At 67.8% G+C, this 25350-nt stretch carries 14 protein-coding genes; 7 read left to right on the top strand and 7 right to left on the bottom strand.

Translation table 11 applies throughout. The features are described 5' to 3' along the window. Positions 1 to 40: 40 nt before the first annotated feature. Positions 41 to 310: a hypothetical protein gene (locus HMPREF2914_RS30905; protein ID WP_003089681.1), complete on the bottom strand. Its 270-nt coding sequence runs from the start codon at positions 308 to 310 to the stop codon at positions 41 to 43. A 114-nt stretch (positions 311 to 424) separates the two neighbouring features. Further along, a complete protein-coding gene (locus tag HMPREF2914_RS30900) occupies positions 425 to 1339 on the bottom strand; it encodes a LysR family transcriptional regulator (protein ID WP_003089677.1) in 915 nt (304 codons plus the stop codon). A 400-nt stretch (positions 1340 to 1739) separates the two neighbouring features. Between HMPREF2914_RS30900 and HMPREF2914_RS30895 the strand changes: the two genes are divergently transcribed. From HMPREF2914_RS30895 to HMPREF2914_RS30885, 3 genes are read left to right on the top strand one after another with little or no spacing between them, the layout of a single operon-like run. Then, positions 1740 to 3914: an FUSC family protein gene (locus HMPREF2914_RS30895; protein ID WP_023091736.1), complete on the top strand. Its 2175-nt coding sequence runs from the start codon at positions 1740 to 1742 to the stop codon at positions 3912 to 3914. Beyond that, positions 3904 to 4113 carry a DUF1656 domain-containing protein gene (locus tag HMPREF2914_RS30890; protein ID WP_003102972.1) on the top strand — a complete coding sequence of 70 codons (210 nt, stop codon included), beginning with the start codon at positions 3904 to 3906 and terminating at the stop codon, positions 4111 to 4113. Before HMPREF2914_RS30895 ends, HMPREF2914_RS30890 begins: the two co-directional genes overlap by 11 nt. Next, positions 4110 to 5114 (top strand): HlyD family secretion protein, encoded by a 1005-nt coding sequence (locus HMPREF2914_RS30885; protein ID WP_003143942.1) that lies wholly within the window; start codon positions 4110 to 4112, stop codon positions 5112 to 5114. The genes HMPREF2914_RS30890 and HMPREF2914_RS30885 overlap by 4 nt, the downstream gene beginning before the upstream one ends. A 36-nt stretch (positions 5115 to 5150) precedes the next feature. Here the strand turns inward: HMPREF2914_RS30885 and HMPREF2914_RS30880 are convergent, their stop codons facing one another. After that, positions 5151 to 5396 carry a hypothetical protein gene (locus HMPREF2914_RS30880; RefSeq protein ID WP_003089668.1) on the bottom strand — a complete coding sequence of 82 codons (246 nt, stop codon included), beginning with the start codon at positions 5394 to 5396 and terminating at the stop codon, positions 5151 to 5153. Positions 5397 to 5657: 261 nt separating this feature from the next. On the opposite strand from HMPREF2914_RS30880, the gene ppk2 reads away from it, so the two are divergent. Then, complete coding sequence (gene ppk2, locus HMPREF2914_RS30875; RefSeq protein ID WP_003089666.1) at positions 5658 to 6572, top strand: polyphosphate kinase 2; 915 nt, start codon at positions 5658 to 5660, stop codon at positions 6570 to 6572. Positions 6573 to 6658: 86 nt separating this feature from the next. After that, on the top strand, positions 6659 to 7126 hold the full coding sequence (locus HMPREF2914_RS30870; RefSeq protein WP_003113069.1) for a hypothetical protein: 468 nt from the start codon (positions 6659 to 6661) through the stop codon (positions 7124 to 7126). Positions 7127 to 7142: 16 nt separating this feature from the next. Here the strand turns inward: HMPREF2914_RS30870 and pvdS are convergent, their stop codons facing one another. Then, the gene (gene pvdS / locus HMPREF2914_RS30865; RefSeq protein ID WP_003113068.1) at positions 7143 to 7706 is read right to left on the bottom strand and encodes a pyoverdine signaling pathway sigma factor PvdS; all 564 of its coding nucleotides are present in this window, start codon (positions 7704 to 7706) and stop codon (positions 7143 to 7145) included. 643 nt (positions 7707 to 8349) lie between these two features. On the opposite strand from pvdS, the gene pvdG reads away from it, so the two are divergent. Both pvdG and pvdL read left to right on the top strand, forming a co-directional pair. Continuing rightward, positions 8350 to 9114, top strand: a complete 765-nt coding sequence (pvdG, locus tag HMPREF2914_RS30860) for a pyoverdine biosynthesis thioesterase PvdG (protein ID WP_003116905.1) — start codon at positions 8350 to 8352, stop codon at positions 9112 to 9114. Positions 9115 to 9187: 73 nt separating this feature from the next. Beyond that, positions 9188 to 22216, top strand: a complete 13029-nt coding sequence (gene pvdL, locus HMPREF2914_RS30855) for a pyoverdine non-ribosomal peptide synthetase/polyketide synthase PvdL (RefSeq protein WP_023091737.1) — start codon at positions 9188 to 9190, stop codon at positions 22214 to 22216. Positions 22217 to 22348: 132 nt separating this feature from the next. Here pvdL and HMPREF2914_RS30850 read toward each other — a convergent pair whose 3' ends face one another. The 3 genes from HMPREF2914_RS30850 to HMPREF2914_RS30840 form a co-directional block, all read right to left on the bottom strand. Beyond that, positions 22349 to 23146 (bottom strand): hypothetical protein, encoded by a 798-nt coding sequence (locus HMPREF2914_RS30850; RefSeq protein WP_023091738.1) that lies wholly within the window; start codon positions 23144 to 23146, stop codon positions 22349 to 22351. A gap of 531 nt (positions 23147 to 23677) precedes the next feature. Next, positions 23678 to 24190 carry a BRO-N domain-containing protein gene (locus HMPREF2914_RS32815; protein WP_003089651.1) on the bottom strand — a complete coding sequence of 171 codons (513 nt, stop codon included), beginning with the start codon at positions 24188 to 24190 and terminating at the stop codon, positions 23678 to 23680. Between the two features lie 581 nt (positions 24191 to 24771). Then, positions 24772 to 25086 (bottom strand): hypothetical protein, encoded by a 315-nt coding sequence (locus tag HMPREF2914_RS30840; RefSeq protein ID WP_003113065.1) that lies wholly within the window; start codon positions 25084 to 25086, stop codon positions 24772 to 24774. Positions 25087 to 25350: the final 264 nt, after the last annotated feature.

The following is a 25350-nucleotide window of genomic DNA, read 5'->3' as shown; positions in this document are numbered from 1 at the left end:
GATAACCGCTTGCGATTATCCGCCTTGCGTCTGTCGCGGATCATTTCTTCCCGGCGTTCTGCAGGATCTGCAGGGCCTGGGTGGTGGCGGTGATGCAGCCCTTGGTGTCGCCGCTGGCCTGGTCCTGCCTGGCCTTGGCCTGGAGTTCCTTGACCTCGGTGACCCGCGCACCGGTGACCGAGGTCTTGCCGCGCACGGCGAGGATATCGTCCAGCTTCTGCAGGTTGGCGCCGCACAGGTCGGTGCTTTCGGCGGCTTGGGCGGTGCCGCCGAGCAGGGCGGCGGCGATGAGCAGGGTACGCACGATCATGGCAGTTCTCCTTTGTGGGCCGGGTGGCCGGACGGGGGAGAGACGACAGGCTCCTGGGAGTCTTCTCCGCATGCCCAGTATCTGACCGGAGCCTCGCCGTAATGGTTCGGTCGCTCAGCCGTTGCCCCAGGGCGGGATCGACAGCGCCTGCTGGAGATGCTGGATGAACGCCTTGACCTTCGGCGACATCGCCGCCGCCCGCGAATACATCGCGTAGATCACGTCGTCGAGTGGGCGCAGGCCGGGCGCGGCGTCCACCAGGCGGCCGTTCTTGAGGTCCTCGGCGACGATGAACAGCGGCAGCAACGCCAATCCCTGGCCGCGCAGGGCGGCGTCGCGCATGGCCTGGCCGTTGTTGCTGCTGAAGCGTCCGCGTGGCGAGACGGCGCGGGGCTTGGCACCGGGGAACGCCGGTTCGAAGGTCCAGACCTGGCTCGGCGTGGCGTTGTTGTAGCCCAGGCACTCGTGCTGCATCAGTTGTTCGAGGGTGTCCAGCGTGCCGTGGCGTTCCGCGTAGTCGGGGCTGCAGCAGACCACCCGCTGGCTGTTGGCCAGCGGCCGGGCGATCAGCGAACTGTCGTCCAGGCGGGTGACGCGGATGCTCAGGTCGTAGCCTTCCTTCTCGAAGTCGGTGAGGCGGTCGTCCATCTGCAGGACGATCTCCAGGCGCGGGTGCTGGCTCATGAAGTCGGCGATGATCGGCGACAGCCAGAGGGTGCCGAAGCTCATCGGGGTGACGATGCGCAATTCGCCGCACAGGTCGTTCTCGCGCAGGGCGACGATCTCCGCGGCGTTGTTGAGTTCCTGCAGCGAGGCCTTGGCGGCCTTGTAGAAGAAATGCCCGGCCTCGGTCGGCTCGACGTTGCGCGTGGTGCGATAGAGCAGGCGGACGCCGAGGCGACGTTCGAGATCGCTGACGCGCTTGCTGATCACCGACTTGGACAGGCTCATGCGCTCGGCCGCCGACGTCACGCTGTTGAGTTCGGCGACGTTGAGGAAGGCTTCGATATCGTCGAAGCGCAGGCTCATCGGTGGGCCCACGATACAGTGGCAATCGCTCGACGCATTCTCGGCTCCTCCTGGTCGTTTTCCTTGGGCTTTCTATCCGCTTGATTCGCAAGCTAAATCGATCCAGCCCTGAGCAAGCTTACCCAATCGAAAGGCGCCGCAGCGTTCGTTCTCAGCGAAAACGGTTTTCGCCTGGACGCGCTACCGGGAAGGCCGCCGAGGCTTTTACCCTGTAGTCGCGACTCGTCGCTCCGTGGCCGACCGCACCTGCCCGCCCCCGTAGGCGGCCACGGATTTCCTTGCGCCTTCTAGACTGGAAGCCAACCCGCCGCATCAACCCCGAACGAGAAACCAGCATGTCGAGTCGCTTCATCGCCGCCTGGTCCGCGGCCAACCGTTGCCTGGAGGTGCGGGGCCGGGCATGGAAGGGCTGAAACTCTACGCCCGCTTGCTCTGGCGGCCGCCGCGGGAAACCCTGCTGTTCGCCCTGCGCACCGTCGCCGCCGGGCTGCTGACCCTCTACCTGGCCTTCCTCTTCGACCTGGAGCAGCCGAAGTGGGCGCTGATGACCGTGGTCATCGTCAGCCAGCCGCTGGCCGGGATGGCTCTCAAGCGCAGCTTCGCCCAGGTCGTCGGTACCTTCGCCGGCGCCGTGGTGGCGGTGCTGATCATGGCGCTGTTCGCCCAGCAACCGTTGCCGTTCTTCGTCGCCCTGGGACTCTGGCTGGCGCTCTGCACCGCCGGCGGCACCTTGCTGCGCTACACCGATTCGCACGCCTTCGTGCTCAGCGGCTTCACCGCGGTGATCGTCGCCGTGCTGTCGATTCCCGATCCGGAAAACACCTTCATGCTCGCCGTGGTGCGGCTCACCGAGACCCTGCTGGGCGTCGCCTGCGTGGCCCTGGTCAGCCTGCTCAGCGCGCGTCCGCAGGCGGTGGCGAAGGGCTACTTCGCCCAGGTCGATGGCCTGATCCGCAGTACCGCGCGGCACGCCGCGGCGGTGATCCGCGGCGACGAGGGCGACGAGTCGTTCAACCAGCGGCAGATGCAACTGGTCGCCAGCATCACCGCGCTGGACGGCCTGCGCCGGCACCTCTATTTCGACGCGCCGAACCTGCGCCGCGCCGATGGCCTGGTGCAGTTGCTGGGCAACCTGCTGGTGCTGATGGCCTCGCGGCTGTTGCTGCTGCGCCAGCATCGCCTGCTGGTGCGGGCGCACTGGGTCGGGCCGTTGCCGGCGGATATCCAGGCGCTGCTGGATCGTGCGCTGCGGGTGCTGGACGCGCTGGCCGAGCAGGGGCGGGCGGTACCCTCCGAGGTGCTGGAGGAGTTCCAGGCGGTGCGCCAGGCCTTCGATGCCGCGGCGACGCGCGCGGAGTCCTACGACGAGGCGCTGAGCCCGGCGCTGCGCCCGCAGGTGGCGATCCTGCGCTGGGAATACGCGCGGCTGTTCCAGCGCCTGGGCGAAGTGCTCGAACTCAACGATGCGATCCAGTCCGGCCGCCAGGCCAGCAGTTTCTACCGCCGTGGCCAGGCGCAGGCGCTGCACCTGGACTGGGCGCTGGCCTCGATGAACGCCGTGCGCGCTTTCGTCGCCTTGTCCTGCGCCGCCTGGCTGTGGATCACCAGCGCCTGGAACGGCGCCCTCAGCAGCCTGCTGCTGGTCGGCGTGATGTGCTCGCTGATGGCGACCTTCCCGCGTCCGCTGCTGGCGGCGCAGAACTTCCTGCGCGGGCTGCTGCTGGCGATCCTGATCTCGGCGGCGCTGCTGTTCGTGCTGTTGCCGGCATCCGCCGACTTCGAGTGGCTGGCGCTGTGGATGGCGTTGCTGCTGTACGTGGTCGCGGTCGGCCTGAGCAGCCCGCTGAGCGCCGGGATCGCCATGGGCATCGGCCTGGAGACCCTGCTGATGGTGGCGCCGCAGAATATCGCGGTCTACTACAGCAACGCTTCGCAGTGGTTCGAGTTCGTCGGCGGCTTCCTCGTCGCGGCGGTCCTCGCCGTGCTGGTGTTCGCCCTGGTCTATCCGTTCCGCGCCGACCCGCGCCTGCGCCGGCTGCTCTACCTGTCGCGCCAGGACGTCGCGGAAATGTCGCGCTGCGAGGCCAGCGAGGCGCAGCGCTTCGCCTTCGAGACGCGGATGATCGATCGCCTGGCGGTGATGGTCGGCCTGCTGCCGGCGAGCCAGGAGTCGGCTGCGGCGGAACGTTTCCAGTGCGCCCTGGGCTGCGTGGTGATGGGCGTGGCGTTGAACCGCCTGCGCGAGCCGCTGCATGACGCCGGGGTGGTGCCGCTGGAGTTGCAGCCGCTGCTGGGCGAGGCGCTGCGCGAGGTCGCCGCCTACATAGCCGGCGGCGCGGACGCCCCGCGGCAGGATCTCGCCCTGGCCGCCCTGCGGCGTTTCGGCCGGGGCCTGGAGGCCTTGCTGGCGCAGCCGTCGAAGGATCTCGGGGCGACGCGGCAGCGCTTCATCATGAATGTCGCGGTACTGATCCTGCAGCAGTCGCTGCAACGCTATCGGACGTTGCTGGAGGAGGACCGCGGCGCACCGGCGGTCGTCGAAGAACCAGAAGAGGAGGGCGGACATGCCCGCTGATGTCGAGATCGGGGGCGCCTACCTGCCGCCGATCGCCCAGGCGCTGCTGCTGGCCTGGCTGATCCTGCTGCTGCTCAACCCGCTGTTGCGGCGCTTCGGCGTGTTGCAGCGGGTCTGGCACGAAGCGCTGTTCCAGGGCGCGTTGTACTGCGCGATCTGCGCCGGTCTGATCCTGTGGATGGGGGAGATGTCCCGATGAACCTGTTGCAAGGCAAATGGCCGCGCCTGGCCACCCTGCTGGCGGTGCTGGTGGCGGCGGCGCTGGTGTTCCTCGCCTGGGAACGCTACACCCGCACGCCCTGGACCCGTGACGCGCGGGTCCGCGCCGATGTGGTGACGCTGTCGGCGGACGTTTCCGGGCTGATCACCCGGTTGCCGCTGAGCGACAACCAGCCCGTGGAGAAGGGCGAGCTGCTGCTCAGCATCGACCCGGCGCGCTATGAACTGGCGGTGCTGCGCGCCGAGCGCGCGGTGAACGTGGCGCGGGCGGCGCTGGGCGAGTCGCGCGCGGCGATCGAGGCCAGCCAGGCCCAGTTGCGCCAGCGCCGCAGCGAGGCGCAGCGGCGCTCGGCATTGCAGAAGCGCTCGATGCTATCGGTGGAAGAGAACGAAAAGGCCCAGACCGACGTCAGCCTGGCCCAGGCCGAGTTGCTGAGGAACCAGGCCAGCCTCGGCCTGGCCCAGGCCAACGTGGAGCTTGCCGAAGCCGCCTTGCAGCAGGCCCGTCTCGACCTCGAACGTACCCAGGTACGCGCCCCGGTCAGCGGCTACGTGACCAATCTGCAGACCCGCGAAGGCGACTACGCCCACGCCGGGGTGCCATTGCTGGCGCTGGTGGACCGCGATTCGTTCTATGTCAGCGGATACTTCGAGGAGACCAAGTTGCCGGGCATCCGCGTCGGCAGCCGGGCGCGGGTGGAACTGATGAGCGGCGAGCGCTTCGACGGGCGCGTGCAGAGCATCGCCCATGCCATCACCGACCGGGAGAATGCCGAGGGCTCGCGCCTGCTGGCGAACATCAACCCGAGCTATACCTGGGTCAAGCTGGCCCAGCGAATTCCGGTGCGCATCGCCATCGATCCCGCCTATCGCCAGCGCAACACCTTGCGCGCCGGCGTGACCGCGACCATCCGGGTGCTGCCCGCGGAGGACACCGCGAAAGTCGATTCCGCGGCGCCCGGGACTGCCGTGCGGCCTTGAGTCAGGCCGAACCGGTCAGTCTGTGCCGGTCATGGCTCAGGGTTGTTCGCGGACGATTTCCGCCAGTTGCAGGATCAATCGCTCGTCAGCCTGGTTGCCGCTCTGCTGGCGGAATTGCCTGGCCTCCTCGCGGGCGCGCTGGAAGGCCGCATCGACGCTGGCCTGGCCATGGCTGTCGCGAATCCACAGGTAGAGGCCCATGACCAGGCTCTGCAGGGTGGCCAGGTCGCTGCTCTGGGCGTTCAGCGCATCGATGAGTTGCTGTTTGGAAAACGCTTGCATGGTCGATCTCCGATCAATGGCGCCGCAAGGGCGCGGTTCGCCCCGGCGGTCGCCGGGGTGCGCGGAGCATGTGGAAAGTGCGGAGAGACTGGCCAGCTTAGGCCAAGTCATTCAAATGATTAGGGAATTTTCTGACTTTCAGTGACCTTTCGACTGTTTTCGACGGCGGGCGATCGCTACGTTTTCATCGAACCGTCACCAAACCGTCATGAAGACGCGCCTAGCATTCGCGGTATTTCGGCATGACGTGGAGAGCAGCGCATGGACTCCTATGGCGATACCTCGGGCCGCATCGGTCGCGACTGGCTCGATCGACACGACGAAGAGCTGGAGCAGGAACTGCTCGACGACGAGCTGAACCTGGACGAGCTGTTCGGTCCCGAGCAGGAGGATGCGCCCGGCGAATTGAGTCGGCGCCGCTATTTCCGCGAACTGTTCCGCCTGCAACGGGAACTGGTGAAACTGCAGAACTGGGTGGTGCACACCGGGCACAAGGTGGTGATTCTCTTCGAGGGGCGCGACGCGGCGGGCAAGGGCGGCGTGATCAAGCGCATCACCCAGCGCCTCAACCCGCGGGTCTGCCGGGTCGCCGCGCTGCCCGCGCCGAACGACCGCGAGCAGACCCAGTGGTATTTCCAGCGCTACGTCTCGCACCTGCCGGCCGGCGGCGAGATCGTCCTGTTCGACCGCAGCTGGTACAACCGCGCCGGGGTCGAGCGGGTCATGGGTTTCTGCAACGACGAACAATACGAGGAATTCTTCCGCAGCGTGCCGGAGTTCGAAAAGATGCTGGCGCGCTCGGGCATCCAGTTGCTCAAGTACTGGTTCTCCATCTCCGACGCCGAGCAGCACCTGCGCTTCCTCAGCCGCATCCACGATCCGCTCAAGCAGTGGAAGCTCAGCCCGATGGACCTGGAGTCGCGGCGGCGCTGGGAGGCCTACACCAAGGCCAAGGAAACCATGCTCGAACGCACCCACATCCCCGAGGCGCCCTGGTGGGTGGTACAGGCCGACGACAAGAAGCGCGCGCGGCTGAACTGCATCCACCACCTGTTGCAGCAGATGCCCTACCGGGAAGTTCCGCAGCCGCCGGTACACCTGCCGGAGCGCCTGCGCCACGCCGATTACGTCAGGCATCCGACGCCCGGTGAGATCATCGTGCCGGAAGTCTATTGATGGCCGTTCGGCCGGACGCCGGGCTGGACGGGTAAATTCGCGGCGGGATGCGACGTTACTCAGGCAAGCCCCACGAGTAGCCGGCCATGCTTCCGTCCCCAGCCTCCAGCCTGTCGTTTCCGTCGCCCCTCGAGCGCCGCGAGGCCGATCCATATGCCCGCTGCGACAGGCAGCGGCCTGCGTGCAACGAGTCGCACGAGCCGGCGCAGGAGCGTCCTGAACCTGTCGCGACCTGCGCATTCATCGAGGAGGAGCGCCGGCGTGGCGATCCCACGGGCTTGCTTTACGCCCTTGGGCCGCGGGAGCGGGGAGAGCCGGAGCGGGTGGCGGAGTGGTTGGCGGCGCTGGTCCACCATTTCTACCTGGACGGTCCCGTTGAGCCGCCGAGGACAACGCTGGGAAAGGAGCGCTGCGAAACCGCGCCGGGCCTTTGCCGCTGCTGCGGCCAACCCTTCGATTTTCGCCACAAGCGCGCGGCGCTGTTGCTGCTGGGAACCCATTTCGCCGCCAGGGCCGAGGCGCAGGCGGCGTCGGTGCGCCGCTACCGGCGCTGAGGAATGCTCGCCGCCGTCAGCGGCGGGCGCTGAGATGGGTGACGTTGTCGCCCTGGCGCTCGGCGGTGACCTTGCGGCAGTGCACCAGGGCGTCGCGGATCATGAAGTTGACCAGGGTCGGCGAGACGCCCAGTTCCTTGGCGATGTCCTTCTGCGGCACGCCGTGCAGGCGGTACATCTCGAAGGCGTAGCGGGTGCGCTTGGGCAGCTCGGTGAGGGCATCCGCGATGTGTTCGAGGGTCGCGTAGTTGATGTGCGAGGTTTCCGGCGAGGCGCCCTGGATCACCACGTTCAGGCCTTCTTCCTCCGGCCCCGAGTATTTCTGTTCGAGCGCCTGCTTGCGGTAGTGATCGATGGCCAGGTTGCGGACGATCTGGAACAGGTAGCTGAGCTGTGCCTTGAACGACGAAGTGATCTGCGGCGCCGACTGGAGCCTGAAGAACGCATCCTGGACCACATCTTCGGCTCGCGAGCGGCAACCGGTAATGCGGGCGGCGATCTTCACCAGGATCGTACGGTTATCGACGAATGCCTGGAGGAGCGGGGTATCGCATCTGCGGGTAGACAGTTGTTCCGACATGGAAATCACCTTGCTGCGGAGGGGGCTGCAGAGCACTGGCGGTGGGGTAAGACCCACACATGGCGCAACAAATTATGTTGAATGATAATGATTGTCAATTACGAAGAAATAACCAATCTCACCTTTATTCGTGAATGGTCCGCATGCTGGCAAATAGCCGCTGCGAATGATGGAGGGGAGAAATTCTTCGGCGTTTCAGAAGGATGGCCGCGCCAATGTTGCAGTCATGCGTCGCAGACGAAATTTTTTTAATAATCTTTAGGAATCAGCTAGTTAGAAATCGGTATTGAATGCCTCGCGGCTCCTGCCGGCGTTCCGCGCAAGAACTGCGCTAAGGCGCTGCGACAACCGTTCCCGGCTGCTCCATGGCGTACATCGCTATCGCCGATGCGGCGATAGCGCCGGGCACAACCCATCAGAATGGATAGGGGTTGGCGTCCTTTCGCGCAATGCTCCGCGGTTGCCCGGAGATTGCGGTTACATGCGCTAATTATTTGCCGTTGTTATCCGTTCCCCTCTGTGACAGCGCGGGCAGGTGCCCGGCGCCCCGGCGTGCGCAGCAGGAGACGGAAATGCCGATCGATCATGGGAAAGCGCTCTGCCCCGGACGAGGGCCACGACAGCGGCGCAAGGAGGTCGGCAGGTGAGCCCGGCCGTTTCCCTGCAATTGTTCTGCCTGCCTTATTCGGGGGCCAGCGCCACGCTGTTCCGCCGCTGGCAGCCCAGCCTGCCGGGCTGGATCCGCTTGCTGCCCCTGGAATTGCCGGGGCGCGGCCTTCGCTTCGGCGAGGCCCTGCATACCGATGCCGCCAGCCTGGTCGCGCAATTGGCCGGCGAGCTGCAAGGCACCCTCGATAGCGCTTCTCCCTACGCCTTCTTCGGCCACAGCCTGGGCGGGCTGCTGGCCTTCGAACTGGCCCATGCCATGCGTCGGCGCGGCCTCGAAGGGCCGCTGGCGCTATTCCTCTCCGGTGTATCCCCGCCCGCCGAAAACGATGTCAGCGGCTACCGGCGCGCCAAGGCCGACGCCGAACTGGTTGCCGCGTTGCGCGACTACCGGGGTACTCCGGAGGCCGTCCTCAACGATCCGTCGCTGATGCAGATGCTGTTGCCAGTGGTGCGAGCGGACTTTCTCGTCACCGGCAGCTACCGCTACCAGGCGCATGGGCCGCTGGACGCGGCGCTGCACCTGTTCGGTGGACGCGAGGACAGCCTGCGCAGCGCCGAGTTGCTCGGCTGGCTGCATGAGGCCGGGGGCGACTTCACCCTCGACCTGCTCGACGGGCAGCACTTTTTCATCCGCGAACAGCAGGGGCAGTTGCTGCGCCTGCTGCGTCGCTACGCCGGCCAGCATCTGCTGCGCTGGCACAAGGACAAGGTCCGGGGAAGCATGCGCGCCGCCAGTTGAGGGGCGGCCGCGACGACTGTTTCCGGAGACTCACTAGAACTCGATTGCAAGCCGAATTCAGGCAGGAAAACACATGATGGACGCCTTCGAACTTCCCACCACCCTGGTCCAGGCCCTGCGTCGCCGCGCCGTCCAGGAGCCCGAGCGCCTGGCGCTGCGCTTCCTCGCCGAGGACGATGGCGAAGGCGTGGTCCTCAGCTATCGCGATCTCGACTTGCGCGCGCGGAGCATCGCCGCGGCCCTGCAGGCCCATGCGCAGCTGGGCGATCGCGCGGTGCTGCTGTTTCCCAGCGGCCCCGATTATGTCGCGGCGTTCTTCGGTTGCCTGTATGCCGGGGTCATCGCGGTGCCGGCCTATCCGCCGGAATCGGCGCGCCGCCATCACCAGGAACGCCTGTTGTCGATCATCGCCGACGCCGAGCCGCGCCTGGTCCTGACCACCGCTGACCTGCGCGAGCCATTGCTGCAGATGAACGCGCAACTGTCCGCCGCCAACGCCCCGCAACTGCTCTGCGTCGACCAGTTGGACCCGGCCGTTGCCGAGGCCTGGGACGAGCCGCAAGTGCGTCCCGAGCACATCGCCTTCCTCCAGTACACCTCCGGTTCAACCGCACTGCCCAAGGGCGTGCAGGTCAGCCATGGCAACCTGGTCGCCAACGAGGTGTTGATCCGCCGAGGTTTCGGCATCGGTGCCGACGACGTGATCGTCAGTTGGCTGCCGCTGTACCATGACATGGGCCTGATCGGCGGCCTGCTGCAACCGATCTTCAGCGGCGTACCCTGCGTGCTGATGTCGCCGCGCTACTTCCTCGAACGTCCGGTGCGCTGGCTGGAAGCCATCAGCCAGTACGGCGGCACCGTCAGCGGCGGTCCCGATTTCGCCTACCGGCTATGCAGCGAGCGGGTCGCCGAGTCGGCCCTGCAGCGTCTCGACCTGAGCGGCTGGCGGGTAGCCTTCTCCGGTTCCGAGCCGATCCGCCAGGACAGCCTGGAACGCTTCGCCGAGAAATTCGCCGCCAGCCGCTTCGACGCGTCCAGTTTCTTCGCCTGCTACGGCCTCGCCGAGGCGACCCTGTTCGTCACCGGCGGCCAGCGCGGCCAGGGCATTCCCGCCCTGGCGGTGGATGGCGAGGCGCTGGCGCGCAACCGCATCGCCGAAGGCGAAGGCAGCGTGCTGATGTGCTGCGGCCGCAGCCAGCCGGAACACGCCGTGCTGATCGTCGACGCGGCGAGCGGCGAGGTCCTCGGCGACGACAACGTCGGCGAGATCTGGGCCGCCGGGCCGAGCATCGCCCACGGCTACTGGCGCAACCCGGAAGCTTCGGCGAAGACCTTCGTCGAGCGTGACGGGCGCACCTGGCTGCGCACCGGCGATCTTGGTTTCCTCCGCGACGGCGAACTGTTCGTCACCGGGCGCCTGAAGGACATGCTCATCGTCCGCGGCCACAACCTCTATCCGCAAGACATCGAGCGCACCGTCGAGAGCGAGGTGCCGTCGGCGCGCAAGGGCAGGGTCGCGGCCTTCGCGGTCACGGTCGATGGCGAGGAAGGCATCGGCATTGCCGCCGAGATCGGTCGCGGCGTCCAGAAATCGGTGCCGGCCCAGGAGCTGATCGACTCGATCCGCCAGGCGGTGGCCGAGGCCTACCAGGAAGCGCCGAAGGTGGTGGCGCTGCTCAATCCCGGCGCCTTGCCGAAGACGTCCAGCGGCAAGCTGCAACGTTCCGCCTGCCGCCTGCGCCTGGAAGACGGCAGCCTGGACAGCTATGCGCTGTTTCCCGGCCTCCAGGCCGTGCAGGAGGCGCAGCCGCCGGCAGGCGACGACGAACTGCTGGCACGCATCGGCGAGATCTGGAAGGCCCGGCTGGGCGTGGCGCAGGTAGCGCCGCGCGATCACTTCTTCCTGCTTGGCGGCAATTCCATCGGCGCCGCCCAGGTTGTCGCCCAGGTGCGCGACAGTCTCGGCGTTGCCCTCGACCTGCGCCAACTGTTCGAGGCGCCGACCCTGCAGGCCTTCAGCGCCACGGTGGCCCGCCAACTGGCCGCCGGCCTGCCGGCCGAGGCACCGATGGCGCACCTGCCGCGCGGTGTCGACCTGCCGCAGTCGGCGGCGCAGCAGCGTCTCTGGCTGACCTGGCAGATCGATCCGCAGAGCGCCGCCTACAACATCCCCGGCGGCCTGCGCCTGCGCGGCGAGCTGGACGAAGCGGCGCTGCGCGCCAGCTTCCAGCGCCTGGTCGAACGCCACGAAGCGCTGCGCACGCGTTTCCTCGAGCGCGACGGCGCGGCCTTGCAGCGTATCGACGAGCGGGGCGAGTTCGCCTGGCAGTTCGTCGACCTCGCCGCGCTGGCCGAGCACGAACGCGCCGCGGCTGCCGCGCAGCGCCGCGAAGCCGAGGCGCAGCAGCCGTTCGACCTGGAAAAGGGGCCGCTGCTGCGGGTCAGCCTGGTGCGCCTGGACGAACAGGAGCACCAGCTCTGGGTCACCCTGCATCACATCGTCGCCGATGGTTGGTCGCTGAACCTGCTGCTCGACGAATTCTCGCGGCTCTACGCCGAAGCCTGCGGCGGCCAGCCGGCCGACCTGGCGCCGCTGGAACTGCACTACGCCGAGTTCGCCGCCTGGCAACGGCAGTGGCTGGACGCGGGCGAGGGCGCCCGCCAACTGGCCTACTGGCGGGAGCGCCTGGGCGACGCGGCGCCGGTGCTGGAACTGGCCACCGACCATCCGCGCACGGCGCGCCAGGCGTCGCCCGCCGCGCGCTACAGCCTGCGGGTCGACGAAGCCCTGGCGCGGACTATCCGCGAGGCCGCGCTGGACCATGAGGCGAGTGTCTTCATGTGGCTGCTGGCGGCGTTCCAGGCGCTGCTGCATCGCCACAGCGGGCAGGGCGAGATCCGCATCGGCGTGCCCAGCGCCAACCGCCAGCGCCTGGAGACCCAGGGGCTGGTCGGCTTCTTCATCAACACCCTGGTCCTGCGCGGCACGCCCCGGGCGCGCCAGCCGTTCGCCGCGTTGCTCGGCGAGGCTCGCGAGGCGACCCTCGGCGCCCAGGCCAACCAGGACCTGCCGTTCGACCAGGTGCTCGCGGCCTGCGGCCAGGGCGGCCAGTTGTTCCAGGTGCTGTTCAACCACCAGCAGCGCGACCTGTCGGCGTTGCGCCGGCTGCCCGGCCTGCTCGCCGACGAGCTGCCCTGGCACAGCCGCGAAGCCAAGTTCGACCTGCAACTGCAGAGCGAGGAGGACGCTCGCGGTCGCCTGACCCTGAATTTCGACTACGCCGCGGACCTCTTCGACGAGGCCAGCATCCGGCGTTTCGCCGCGCAATACCTGGAGCTGCTGCGCCAGGTCGCGGAAGACCCGCAGCGCTGCCTCGGCGATATCGCCCTGGTCGACGCCGAGCAGGCGGCGCACCTCGCCGAATGGGGCAGCGCGCCCTGCGAGCCGGCGCGCGCCTTGCTGCCGGAGCTGCTGGAGCGGCAACTGGCGCAGTCCGCCGAACGCGTCGCCCTGGAGTGGGACGGCGGCAGCCTCGGCTACGCCGAACTGCACGCCCGGGCCAACCGCCTGGCCCACTACCTGCGCGACAAGGGCGTCGGCCCGGACGTGCGGGTAGCGATCTGCGCCGAGCGTTCGCCGCAACTGCTGGTCGGTCTGCTGGCGATCATCAAGGCGGGCGGCGCCTACGTGCCGCTGGACCCGGACTACCCCAGCGAACGCCTGGCCTACATGCTCGCCGACAGCGGCGTCGAGTTGCTGCTGACCCAGGCCCATCTGTTCGAGCGCCTGCCTGGCGCGGAGGGCGTCACGCCGATCTGCCTGGACAGCCTCAAGCTCGACAACTGGCCGAGCCAGGCACCGGGCCTGCACCTGCACGGCGACAATCTCGCCTACGTCATCTACACCTCCGGCTCCACCGGCCAGCCGAAGGGCGTGGGCAACACCCACGCGGCGCTGGCCGAGCGCCTGCAATGGATGCAGGCCACCTACGCCCTCGACGGCGACGACGTGCTGATGCAGAAGGCGCCGGTGAGCTTCGACGTGTCGGTGTGGGAGTGCTTCTGGCCGCTGGTCACCGGTTGCCGGCTGGTCCTCGCCGCCCCCGGCGAGCACCGCGATCCGGCGCGCCTGGTGGAACTGGTGCGGCAGTTCGGGGTGACCACGCTGCACTTCGTGCCGCCGCTGCTGCAACTGTTCATCGACGAACCCGGCGTCGCCGCCTGCGGCAGCCTGCGCCGCCTGTTCTCCGGCGGCGAGGCGCTTCCGGCGGAGCTGCGCAACCGCGTGTTGCAACGCCTGCCGGCGGTGGCCCTGCATAACCGCTACGGGCCGACCGAGACCGCCATCAACGTCACCCATTGGCAGTGCCGCACGGAAGACGGCGAGCGTTCGCCGATCGGCCGACCGCTGGGCAACGTGGTCTGCCGCGTGCTGGACGCCGAGTTCAACCTGCTGCCGGCCGGCGTCGCCGGCGAGCTGTGCATCGGCGGCCTGGGCCTGGCCCGCGGCTACCTGGGGCGCCCGGCGCTGAGCGCCGAGCGCTTCGTCGCCGATCCGTTCTCGGCCGCCGGTGAGCGCCTGTACCGCACCGGCGACCGCGCGCGCTGGAACGCCGACGGCGTGCTGGAATACCTCGGCCGCCTCGACCAGCAGGTCAAGCTGCGTGGCTTCCGCATCGAGCCGGAGGAGATCCAGGCACGCCTGCTGGCGCAGCCGGGGGTGGCCCAGGCGGTGGTGGTGATCCGCGAAGGCGTGGCCGGCAGCCAGTTGGTCGGCTACTACACCGGTGCTGCCGGCGCCGAGGCGGAAGCCGAGCAGAACCAGCGCCTGCGCGCCGCGCTACAGGCCGAACTGCCGGAATACATGGTCCCGGCACAGTTGATGCGCCTGGCGCAGATGCCCCTTGGCCCGAGCGGCAAGCTGGATACGCGGGCGCTGCCGGAGCCGGTCTGGCAGCAGCGCGAGCACGTCGAGCCGCAGACCGAGCTGCAACGGCGCATCGCCGCGATCTGGAGCGAAGTGCTCGGCCTGCCGCGGGTCGGCCTGCGCGACGATTTCTTCGAGCTCGGCGGGCATTCCCTGCTGGCCACCCGCATCGTCTCGCGCACCCGCCAGGCCTGCGACGTCGAACTGCCGTTGCGCGCGCTGTTCGAGGCCAGCGAACTGGAGGCCTTCTGCGAACAGGTCCGCGCAGCCCAGGCCGCCGGACGTACCGACAGCCACGGCGCGATCCGCCGCATCGACCGCGAGCAGCCGGTGCCGCTGTCCTACTCGCAGCAGCGCATGTGGTTCCTCTGGCAACTGGAGCCGGACAGCCCGGCCTACAACGTCGGCGGCCTGGCGCGCCTGAGCGGGCCGCTGGACGTGGCGCGCTTCGAGGCCGCGCTACAGGCCCTGGTGCAGCGCCACGAGACCCTGCGCACCACGTTCCCCAGCGTCGACGGCGTGCCGGTACAGCGCGTACATGGCGATGGCGGCCTGCACATGGACTGGCAGGACTTCTCCGCGCTCGACCGCGACAGCCGCCAGCAGCACCTGCAGACCCTCGCCGACAGCGAGGCGCACCGGCCCTTCGATCTTGAGAGCGGGCCGTTGCTGCGGGTCTGCATGGTGAAGATGGCCGAGCGTGAGCACTACCTGGTGGTGACCCTGCACCACATCGTCACCGAAGGCTGGGCGATGGACATCTTCGCCCGCGAACTGGGCGCGCTCTACGAGGCCTTCCTCGACGACCGCGAATCGCCGCTGGAGCCGTTGCCGGTCCAGTACCTGGACTACAGCGTGTGGCAGCGCGAGTGGCTGGAGAGCGGCGAGCGCCAGCGCCAGCTCGACTACTGGAAGGCCCAGCTGGGCAACGAGCATCCGCTGCTCGAACTGCCGGGCGACCGGCCACGCCCGCCGGTGCAGAGCCACCAGGGCGACCTCTACCGCTTCGACCTGAGCCCCGAGCTGGCCGAGCGCGTGCGCCGCTTCAACGCCGCCCGCGGGCTGACCATGTTCATGACCATGACCGCCACCCTTGCGGCCTTGCTCTACCGCTACAGCGGCCAGCAGGACCTGCGTATCGGCGCGCCGGTGGCGAACCGCATCCGCCCGGAGAGCGAAGGGCTGATCGGCGCCTTCCTCAATACCCAGGTGCTGCGCTGCCGGCTCGACGGACAGATGAGCGTCGGCGAGCTGCTTGAGCAGGTGCGGCAGACCGTGATCGATGGCCAGTCGCACCAGGACCTGCCGTTCGACCACCTGGTGGAAGCCCTGCAACCGCCGCGCAGCGCCGCCTACAACCCGTTGTTCCAGGTGATGTGCAACGTCCAGCGCTGGGAGTTCCAGCAGACCCGGCAACTGGCCGGGATGACCGTCGAGTACATCGCCAACGATGCGCGGGCGACCAAGTTCGACCTCAACCTGGAGGTCACCGACCTCGACCAGCGCCTCGGCTGCTGCCTGACCTACAGCCGCGACCTGTTCGACGAACCGCGCATCGCGCGGATGGCCGGACACTGGCAGAACCTGCTGGAGGCGCTGCTGGGCGACCCGCAGCGGCGCATTGCCGAATTGCCGCTGTTCGCCGCCGAGGAGCGGAAGCAACTGCTGCTCGCCGGCACGGCCGGCGAGGCAGGGCTCCAGGACACCCTCCATGGCCTGTTCGCCGCCCGCGTGGCGGCCAGCCCCCAGGCCCCGGCGCTGACCTTCGCCGGACAGACCCTGAGCTATGCCGAACTCGATGCCCGCTCCAACCGTCTGGCGCGCGTCCTGCGCAGTCACGGCGTCGGCCCGGAAGTGCGGGTCGGCCTGGCCCTGGAGCGTTCGCTGGAGATGGTCGTCGGCCTGCTGGCGATCCTCAAGGCTGGCGGCGCCTACGTGCCGCTGGACCCGGAATATCCGCTGGAGCGCCTGCAATACATGATCGAGGACAGCGGCGTACGCCTGCTGCTCAGCCACGCGGCGCTGTTCGAGGCCCTCGGCGAGCTGCCGGCGGGCGTGGCGCGCTGGTGCCTCGAGGAGGACGGCCCGGCGCTGGACGCCGAGGACCCCGCGCCGCTGGCAGCGCTGAGCGGGCCGCAGCACCAGGCCTACCTGATCTATACCTCCGGCTCCACCGGCAAGCCGAAGGGCGTGGCGGTCTCCCACGGCGAGATCGCCATGCACTGCGCCGCGGTGATCGAGCGCTTCGGCATGCGCGCCGAGGATTGCGAACTGCACTTCTATTCGATCAACTTCGACGCCGCCAGCGAGCGCCTGCTGGCCCCGTTGCTGTGCGGCGCCCGCGTGGTGCTGCGGGCCCAGGGCCAGTGGGGCGCGGAGGAAATCTGCGAGCTGATCCGCGCGGAGGGCGTGAGCATCCTCGGCTTCACCCCGAGCTACGGCAGCCAGCTCGCCCAGTGGCTGGAGAGCCAGGGCCGGCAGTTGCCGGTGCGCATGTGCATCACCGGCGGCGAAGCGCTGACCGGCGAGCACCTGCAACGGATTCGCCAGGCCTTCGCCCCGGCGTCGTTCTTCAATGCCTACGGACCGACCGAAACGGTGGTCATGCCGCTGGCCTGCCTGGCTCCCGAACGACTGGAGGAGGGTGCCGCCAGCGTGCCGATCGGCAGCGTGGTCGGCGCGCGGGTCGCCTACATCCTGGATGCCGACCTGGCCCTGGTGCCGCAGGGCGCGACCGGCGAACTCTACGTCGGCGGCGCCGGCCTGGCGCGCGGCTACCATGAGCGTCCGGCGCTCAGCGCCGAGCGCTTCGTGCCCGATCCCTTCGCTGCCGAGGGCGGCCGCCTGTACCGCACCGGCGACCTGGTGCGCCTGTGCGACAACGGCCAGGTGGAATATGTCGGCCGCATCGACCACCAGGTGAAGATCCGTGGCTTCCGCATCGAACTGGGCGAGATCGAGGCGCGCCTGCTGGAGCATCCGCAGGTTCGCGAAGCGCTGGTCCTGGCGCTCGACAGCCCGAGCGGCAAGCAGTTGGCCGGTTATGTCGCCAGCGCGGTGGCCGAGCAGGACGAGGACGCCCAGGCGGCGCTGCGCGAGGCGCTGAAAACGCACCTCAAGCAGCAATTGCCGGACTACATGGTGCCGGCCCACCTGCTGCTGCTCGCCAGCCTGCCGCTGACCGCCAACGGCAAGCTCGACCGCCGCGCGCTGCCGGCGCCCGACCCGGCGCTCAACCGGCAGGCCTACGAGGCCCCGCGCAGCGTGCTGGAACAGCAGTTGGCCGGGGTTTGGCGCGAGGTGCTGAACGTCGAGCGGGTAGGCCTCGGCGACAACTTCTTCGAACTGGGCGGCGATTCGATCCTGTCGATCCAGGTGGTCAGCCGCGCCCGCCAGCTCGGCATCCACTTCAGCCCCCGCGACCTGTTCCAGCACCAGACCGTGCAGAGCCTCGCCGCGGTGGCCCGGCACAGCGAGGCCAGCCAGGCCGAGCAGGGGCCGGTGCAGGGCGACAGCGCGCTGACGCCGATCCAGCACTGGTTCTTCGACCTGCCGCTGGCGCGCCGCGAGCACTGGAACCAGTCGCTGCTGTTGCAGCCGCGGCAGGCCCTCGACCTCGGCCTGCTGCGCAAGTCCCTGCAACGCCTGGTCGAACAGCATGATGCCCTGCGCCTGGCGTTCCGCCAGGTCGACGGCGAATGGCTGGCGCAGCATCGTCCGCTGCGCGAACAGGAACTGCTCTGGCACGTCCCGGTGCAATCCTTCGACGAATGCGCCGAGCTGTTCGCCAAGGCCCAGCGCAGCCTCGACCTCGAACAGGGGCCGCTGCTGCGCGCGGTGCTGGTGGACGGCCCGGCCGGCGAGCAACGCCTGCTGCTGGCGATCCACCACCTGGTGGTGGACGGGGTGTCCTGGCGGGTGCTGCTGGAGGATCTGCAACAGGTCTACCGTCAGCTCGACGAGGGCGCCGAACCGGCGTTGCCGGCCAAGACCAGCGCCTTCCGCGACTGGGCCGGACGCCTGCAGGCCTACGCAGGCAGCGAATCGCTGCGCGAGGAGCTGGGCTGGTGGCAAGCCCGGCTGGGCGGGCAGTCGGCCGAGTGGCCATGCGACCGCCCGCAGGGCGACAACCGCGAGGCGCTGGCGGAAAGTGTCAGCCTGCGGCTCGACCCGCAACGTACCCGGCAATTGCTGCAACAGGCGCCGGCGGCCTACCGCACCCAGGTCAACGACCTGCTGCTGACCGCCCTCGCTCGCGTGCTCTGCCGCTGGAGCGGGCAGCCGTCGACGCTGGTGCAGTTGGAAGGGCATGGCCGCGAGGCGCTGTTCGACGATATCGACCTGACCCGCAGCGTCGGCTGGTTCACCAGCGCCTACCCGTTGCGCCTGACCCCGGCGCAGAGCCCGGGCGAGTCGATCAAGGCGATCAAGGAACAGCTCCGCGCGGTGCCGCACAAAGGCCTCGGCTACGGCGTGCTGCGCTACCTCGCCGATCCGGCGGTGCGCCAGGCGATGGCCGCGCTGCCCACGGCGCCGATCACCTTCAACTACCTCGGACAGTTCGACCAGAGCTTCGCCGACGCCCTGTTCCAGCCGCTGGACCAGCCCACCGGGCCGATCCACGACGAGCAGGCGCCGTTGCCCAACGAGCTGAGCGTCGATGGCCAGGTCTACGGCGGCGAGCTGGTGCTGCGCTGGACCTACAGCCGCGAGCGCTACGACGCGCAGACGGTGAACGAGCTGGCGCAGGCCTATCTCGCCGAACTGCAGGCGCTGATCGAGCATTGCCTGGAAGACGGCGCCGGCGGCCTGACCCCGTCCGACTTCCCGCTGGCGCAACTGAGCCAGGCGCAACTGGACGCCCTGGCTGTGCCGGCCGGCGAGATCGAGGACGTCTATCCGCTGACCCCGATGCAGGAAGGGTTGCTGTTGCACACCCTGCTGGAACCGGGCACCGGCATCTACTACATGCAGGACCGCTACCGGATCGACAGCCCGCTCGATCCCGAGCGCTTCGCCGCCGCCTGGCAGGCGGTGGTGGCCCGCCACGAGGCGCTGCGCGCGTCGTTCGTCTGGAATGCCGGCGAAACGATGTTGCAGGTGATCCACAAGCCCGGTCGCACCCGCATCGAGTTCCTCGACTGGAGCGAACTGCCGGAGGACGGCCACGAGGAACGCCTGCAAGCGCTGCACAAGCGCGAGCGCGAGGCCGGCTTCGACCTGCTCGAACAGCCGCCGTTCCACCTGCGCCTGATCCGCCTGGGCGAGGCGCGCTACTGGTTCATGATGAGCAACCACCACATCCTCATCGATGCCTGGTGCCGTGGCCTGCTGATGAACGACTTCTTCGAGATCTACGGCGCCCTCGGCGAAGGCCGCCCGGCGAACCTGCCGACGCCGCCGCGCTACCGCGACTACATCGCCTGGCTGCAACGCCAGGACCTGGAGCAATCGCGCCGCTGGTGGAGCGAGAGCCTGCGCGGCTTCGAGCGGCCGACCCTGGTACCCAGCGACCGCCCGTTCCTCCGCGAGCACGCCGGCGAGAGCGGCGGGATGATCGTCGGCGACCGCTACACGCGTCTGGACGCCGCCGACGGCGCGCGCCTGCGCGAACTGGCGCAGCGCTACCAGCTCACCGTCAACACCTTCGCCCAGGCCGCCTGGGCGCTGACCCTGCGCCGCTTCAGCGGCGAGCGCGACGTGCTCTTCGGCGTCACCGTGGCCGGGCGTCCGGTGGGCATGCCGGAAATGCAGCGCACCGTCGGCCTGTTCATCAACAGCATCCCATTGCGCGTGCAGATGCCGGCCGCCGGCCAGCGCTGCACGGTGCGCGAGTGGCTGAACCGGCTGTTCGAGCGCAACCTGGAGTTGCGCGAGCACGAGCACCTGCCCCTGGTGGCCATCCAGGAAAGCAGCGAGCTGCCCAAGGGCCAGCCGCTGTTCGACAGCCTGTTCGTGTTCGAGAACGCCCCGGTGGAAGTCTCGGTGCTGGACCGCGCGCAGAGCCTGAACGCCAGTTCCGACTCCGGGCGTACCCACACCAACTTCCCGTTGACCGTGGTCTGCTATCCGGGCGATGACCTCGGCCTGCACCTGTCCTACGACCAGCGCTACTTCGAGGCGCCGACCGTCGAGCGCCTGCTCGGCGAGTTCAAGCGCCTGCTGCTGGCCCTGGCCGACGGTTTCCATGGCGAACTGGAGGCCTTGCCGCTACTCGGCGAGGACGAGCGCGACTTCCTCCTCGACGGCTGCAACCGCAGCGCCCGCGACTACCCGCTGGAGCAAGGCTACGTGCGGCTGTTCGAGGCGCAGGTGGCGGCCCATCCGCAGCGCATCGCCGCCAGTTGCCTGGAGCAGCGCTGGAGCTACGCCGAGCTGAACCGCCGGGCCAACCGTCTCGGCCACGCCCTGCGCGCCGCCGGCGTCGGCATCGACCAGCCGGTGGCACTGCTGGCCGAGCGCGGCCTCGACCTGCTCGGCATGATCGTCGGCAGCTTCAAGGCCGGTGCCGGCTACCTGCCGCTCGACCCCGGCCATCCGACCCAGCGCCTGACCCGGATCGTCGAGCTGAGCCGCACGCCGGTACTGGTCTGCACCCAGGCCTGCCGCGAGCAGGCGCTGGCGCTGTTCGACGAACTCGGCTGCGTCGACCGGCCGCGCCTGCTGGTGTGGGACGAGATCCAGCAGGGCGAGGGCGCCGAGCATGATCCGCAGGTCTACAGCGGGCCGCAGAACCTCGCCTACGTGATCTACACCTCCGGCTCCACCGGACTGCCGAAGGGCGTGATGGTGGAGCAGGCGGGCATGCTCAACAACCAGTTGAGCAAGGTCCCGTACCTGGAACTGGACGAGAACGACGTGATCGCCCAGACCGCCTCGCAGAGCTTCGACATCTCGGTCTGGCAGTTCCTCGCCGCGCCGTTGTTCGGCGCCCGCGTGGCGATCGTGCCGAACGCCATCGCCCACGATCCGCAGGGCCTGCTGGCGCACGTCGGCGAACAGGGCATCACGGTGCTGGAAAGCGTGCCGTCGCTGATCCAGGGCATGCTCGCCGAAGAGCGCCAGGCCCTCGACGGCCTGCGCTGGATGCTGCCCACCGGCGAGGCGATGCCGCCGGAACTGGCGCGCCAGTGGCTCAAGCGCTACCCGCGGATCGGCCTGGTGAATGCCTACGGGCCGGCGGAATGCTCCGACGACGTGGCGTTCTTCCGCGTCGACCTGGCCTCCACCGAGAGCACCTACCTGCCGATCGGCAGTCCCACCGACAACAACCGCCTGTACCTGCTAGGCGCCGGCGCCGACGACGCCTTCGAACTGGTGCCGCTGGGCGCGGTGGGCGAGCTGTGCGTGGCCGGCACCGGCGTCGGTCGTGGCTACGTCGGCGATCCGCTGCGCACCGCCCAGGCCTTCGTCCCGCATCCGTTCGGCGCGCCGGGCGAGCGCCTGTACCGTACCGGCGACCTGGCGCGGCGGCGTGCCGACGGGGTGCTGGAATATGTCGGGCGGATCGACCACCAGGTGAAGATCCGCGGCTTCCGCATCGAGCTGGGCGAGATCGAGGCGCGCCTGCACGAACGCGCCGACGTCCGCGAGGCGGCGGTGGCGGTGCAGGAAGGGGCGAACGGCAAGTACCTGGTGGGCTACCTGGTTCCCGGCGAGACACAGCGTTCCAGCGCCGACTCGCCGGCCGGACTGATGGTGGAGCAGGGCGCCTGGTTCGAGCGGATCAAGCAGCAACTGCGCGCCGACCTGCCGGACTACATGGTGCCGCTGCACTGGCTGGTGCTGGACCGGATGCCGCTCAACGCCAACGGCAAGCTCGACCGCAAGGCGCTGCCGGCGCTGGACATCGGCCAGATGCAGAACCAGGCCTACCAGGCCCCGCGCAACGAACTGGAGGAAACCCTGGCACGGATCTGGGCCGAGGTGCTGAAGGTCGAGCGGGTCGGGGTGTTCGACAACTTCTTCGAACTCGGCGGGCATTCGCTGCTGGCCACCCAGATCGCCTCGCGGGTGCAGAAGGCCCTGCAACGCAACGTGCCGCTACGGGCGATGTTCGAATGCACCACGGTGGAAGAGCTGGCCAGCTACATCGAGACCCTGGCCCCGAGCGAGATCAGCGAGCAGAAGGCCGAGCGCCTGAACGACCTGATGTCGAAGCTGGAAATGCTCTGATCGGATCCGGCCGCCGAGCCCTTCGCGGGGGGCGATGAAAATGGCCGGAAGGGAATGTTCCATACTCCCTTCCGGCCATTCTTCATATATGTGCGTATATATAAACGCCGATATATGGGTCGGCTTGATTCATTACAACGCGATATTCCCGACTTTCGCCGAAGCCGCGTTGTAACGCTGGTGCTGTTTACGCTTGACCGAAGAACTGCGCTTGAAACGCCGGGTCGCCGTAAAGATGTTCTTCAAGGTAATCGGGAATACCGTGATCAATCCGTTGCCCTTGTGATATTCCGGGTTCCGATCAAGGAAGAAACGCACATTCGGATTGCTGTGCGTAGCCCAGCGTGCCCGTTCGTGATCGGCCTCGGTGGTGGTCCAGCCGGTGTCGACCACCAGCGGATCGTTGCTGCTGCGCTTGAAGCTGAACTGGGCGATCAGGTGTTCGAGGAACTTCACGTGGTGGCTTTCCAGGTCGCAGTGGCAGGGCCAGACGTCATCCACGTACTTGGTCACCAGGGCGTAGCTGGAGGGATGGATCAGCGTGTCGAGGAACAGCAGGCGCTTGCCGGGGTTGAGCAACTTGTAGCGCAGCACCTGGCGGGTAAGGAAGGGAATGCTCTGGTTGCTCCCGCGGTACTCCTGGAGGATCCCCGACTCGGCGCGGATCACGCAGGCCTTGCTGTACTGGAAGACTTCCGAGTCGTGGAAATGCACGGCGCAGTAGCCGACGATCTCGTGCTGGCGGTTGCGGTAGATGGCGATGCGGGTGAGGCGGGCGGTGGAGTGGATGACCTCGCGAGCGAAGGATTCATACTGGACGCCATGAAAGATCCTGGCGTGAATCGCGTAGAGTTCGCTTGCGAGGTTTCCCCTCTGTGTTTCGTCGAGTTTTCCCGGGTTGACGACTTCCCGGTAGATCCTGGCAGTCATAATCTTCTCCGAAGGAATCATCCAATATTAATTTTCGAATTTTTTTCATGCCGATGACTTCTTGTTGTTGTGCGTGGAGGTGAGGCTAGGGAAAGTCTATTTCCATATTGTTAACTGGCGCCGCCATACGCCTTAAGCTGCCAGATCTGACAGGGTATTAACTTATATTCGGAACTTGCTTCGGCTCGCTGCGCTGGCGGTCGCTCTTCGCCGCCGGCCTTTATTCTTTCGCTGTCCTTCCGGGAGGTGGCAGATGACGCAGAACATCCACGATCGCGACGACTTCTTCGCCGCCTGCCGGTCAACCTGCACGCCATACCGCTGCCCGGCTGGCGGCTGGACAGGGAGGGATGGTGCACCTGCTGGACCGCTACTCGATCGAAGGGCCGCGTACCACCGACTGGCTGGCCAGCGGCGTGGTCAAGCGTCACCGCACGCTGGGCAGCCTGCTCAACCTGTTGATCGGGTTCGGGCTTTCGTCTCGAACGGGTGGAGGAGTGGAGCCCCGGCGACGAGCAAGTGGCCGCTCGCCTAGAGCGGCCGCAACTTGCGCAACCAGCGACGCCAACCCAGTTGCACCATGGGCTCGCCCTGGCGTTCGAGGAGGTCGGGCATCTCGCTGAAATTCACCCAGAGCTTGCCCTGCCAGTCGAGCATGTGCACCACCTGGCGCTCCCAGCGCAACTTAACGTAGCGCGGCATGCCGCTGTCGTCGGTGGCGCTGCGCAACTCCGGCACCACCTCGCCACTGAGCCAGCGGCGCAATTCGCCGCCATCGCCGCGCTGCTGGTAGATCAGCGCGGCATACGCGCCGGACTCGCTGATCAGCCACTGCGCCTGGTCTTCGCCACGTTCGGAACGCAACGACTCGCGGCGCGCCTGGTCGTCGTCCAGGCGGGCGAGCATCTGTTCGGGCTGGCTGTGTTCGATGAGCCGGGCGAAGTCGTCGAGGACGAACCAGGCCTGGTCGTCGATCAGCAGCGCGCGCAGCAATCGCTGCTGTCGGAAGAAGTAGTGCGGGGCAAGCTGGGTATGGCCGTGCATAGGAGAAATCCTTCTCTGAGCTGTCCGCTGCCTGGCTTCTGCCGGCGCGGCAGGGAGACAGGCCGCTCGTGGGTGTTGGGCCAGCAGGCTGTGGCCTGCCGGGAACCGAAGTCGCCGGCGAAAAAAGCCTACTGACAGCGCCTGTAGGACGGCAATGGCTAAGCCTTGTACGAAGTCTCCGATGGCACAAGCCCGCTGAACAGCTAGGCCTATGAGGGTAGGCTCTTGTCCACTGTCTATATGGCGGTGAACTGCTCGCAGCCGAACCCGTTCCCTGAGCATTTCCTGGTTATCTGCGTGGCACTGGGCTGGCCCGGAAAACCTATAGCCATTTGGTGGAAAACAGGAGCGGCGGGTTTTTCCCTGCCAGAAACCCTCTTTTTTCGAGGTCTCGTAACTTGCTGATTTATAAGGGCGTAAGAAATCGTCCGAAAAAAGGGTCGGAAGCTTCGGGCAATTGGCGGCCGTTTCGCGAGGACCGGGACGGCGATCAAGCGTGCCGTTCGGGCGCGAAAGGTCCTGTGATGGGCGATGCCGCAAAGCCCCCGGCCAGGCCGGGGGCGTCGCGCCGGGGAGCGGCGCTACAGGCTCGGGTGGCCCGCCTCGATTTCGGACAAGGCATCGCTGAGCAGCGACAGCAACGCACCGTTGATGTAGGCCAGGGTGCCGCCGGGCTCTTCTTTCTCATCGAGCAAACGGGTCATGGCCAGGATGTTGATCGCCGACCTCAAGCGCACTTTCGCGTTGTCGAACAAGTGCGTGGGGAGTGCATGGGTGTCCACGTACAGGGTGGCGCTACGCGGACACATGTCGGCCTGGGAGGTGGGGAGCAGCGGGACGAAGCGGGGGGACGATTCTGTTACCTCGGGGTTGGACGTATCATTCGGCTTAGCCATGGGTCAGCTCCTTCATAAGCTGGTTTGTGGTTAGCGGGTCGTAGGTGTTCCACCACCTGCGGCCCGCGTCTTTTTTGCCCTCAGAAAATAGAGGGCAGTGCCGTTCGGTCCTGTCCCTGCGGGATGGATTTGCCGGCCCCTCCATCATCCTCCTACTGGGTTTTTATCCAATTCCCGGGCTTCTGAGAGAGCCTGCGGAAATGTCCGGGGGAGCTGTCCGGCGTTTCCAGGGCCTGTAGGGCGAATACCGCCACAGGCGGTATC

Source organism: Pseudomonas sp. HMSC067G02 (assembly GCF_001813485.1).
In the GTDB taxonomy this organism is placed as follows: domain Bacteria; phylum Pseudomonadota; class Gammaproteobacteria; order Pseudomonadales; family Pseudomonadaceae; genus Pseudomonas; species Pseudomonas aeruginosa.
Note: the sequence above shows the minus strand (reverse complement) of the source record. Positions and strands in the feature narration are given on the sequence as shown.

Coding starts and splice junctions, on each gene's coding strand:
- HMPREF2914_RS30905 (WP_003089681.1), bottom strand. CDS start 310: ATGATCGTGCGTACCCTGCTCATCGCCGCCGCCCTGCTCGGCGGCACC.
- HMPREF2914_RS30900 (WP_003089677.1), bottom strand. CDS start 1,339: ATGAGCCTGCGCTTCGACGATATCGAAGCCTTCCTCAACGTCGCCGAA.
- HMPREF2914_RS30895 (WP_023091736.1), top strand. CDS start 1,740: ATGGAAGGGCTGAAACTCTACGCCCGCTTGCTCTGGCGGCCGCCGCGG.
- HMPREF2914_RS30890 (WP_003102972.1), top strand. CDS start 3,904: ATGCCCGCTGATGTCGAGATCGGGGGCGCCTACCTGCCGCCGATCGCC.
- HMPREF2914_RS30885 (WP_003143942.1), top strand. CDS start 4,110: ATGAACCTGTTGCAAGGCAAATGGCCGCGCCTGGCCACCCTGCTGGCG.
- HMPREF2914_RS30880 (WP_003089668.1), bottom strand. CDS start 5,396: ATGCAAGCGTTTTCCAAACAGCAACTCATCGATGCGCTGAACGCCCAG.
- ppk2 (WP_003089666.1), top strand. CDS start 5,658: ATGGACTCCTATGGCGATACCTCGGGCCGCATCGGTCGCGACTGGCTC.
- HMPREF2914_RS30870 (WP_003113069.1), top strand. CDS start 6,659: ATGCTTCCGTCCCCAGCCTCCAGCCTGTCGTTTCCGTCGCCCCTCGAG.
- pvdS (WP_003113068.1), bottom strand. CDS start 7,706: ATGTCGGAACAACTGTCTACCCGCAGATGCGATACCCCGCTCCTCCAG.
- pvdL (WP_023091737.1), top strand. CDS start 9,188: ATGATGGACGCCTTCGAACTTCCCACCACCCTGGTCCAGGCCCTGCGT.
- HMPREF2914_RS30850 (WP_023091738.1), bottom strand. CDS start 23,146: ATGACTGCCAGGATCTACCGGGAAGTCGTCAACCCGGGAAAACTCGAC.
- HMPREF2914_RS32815 (WP_003089651.1), bottom strand. CDS start 24,190: ATGCACGGCCATACCCAGCTTGCCCCGCACTACTTCTTCCGACAGCAG.
- HMPREF2914_RS30840 (WP_003113065.1), bottom strand. CDS start 25,086: ATGGCTAAGCCGAATGATACGTCCAACCCCGAGGTAACAGAATCGTCC.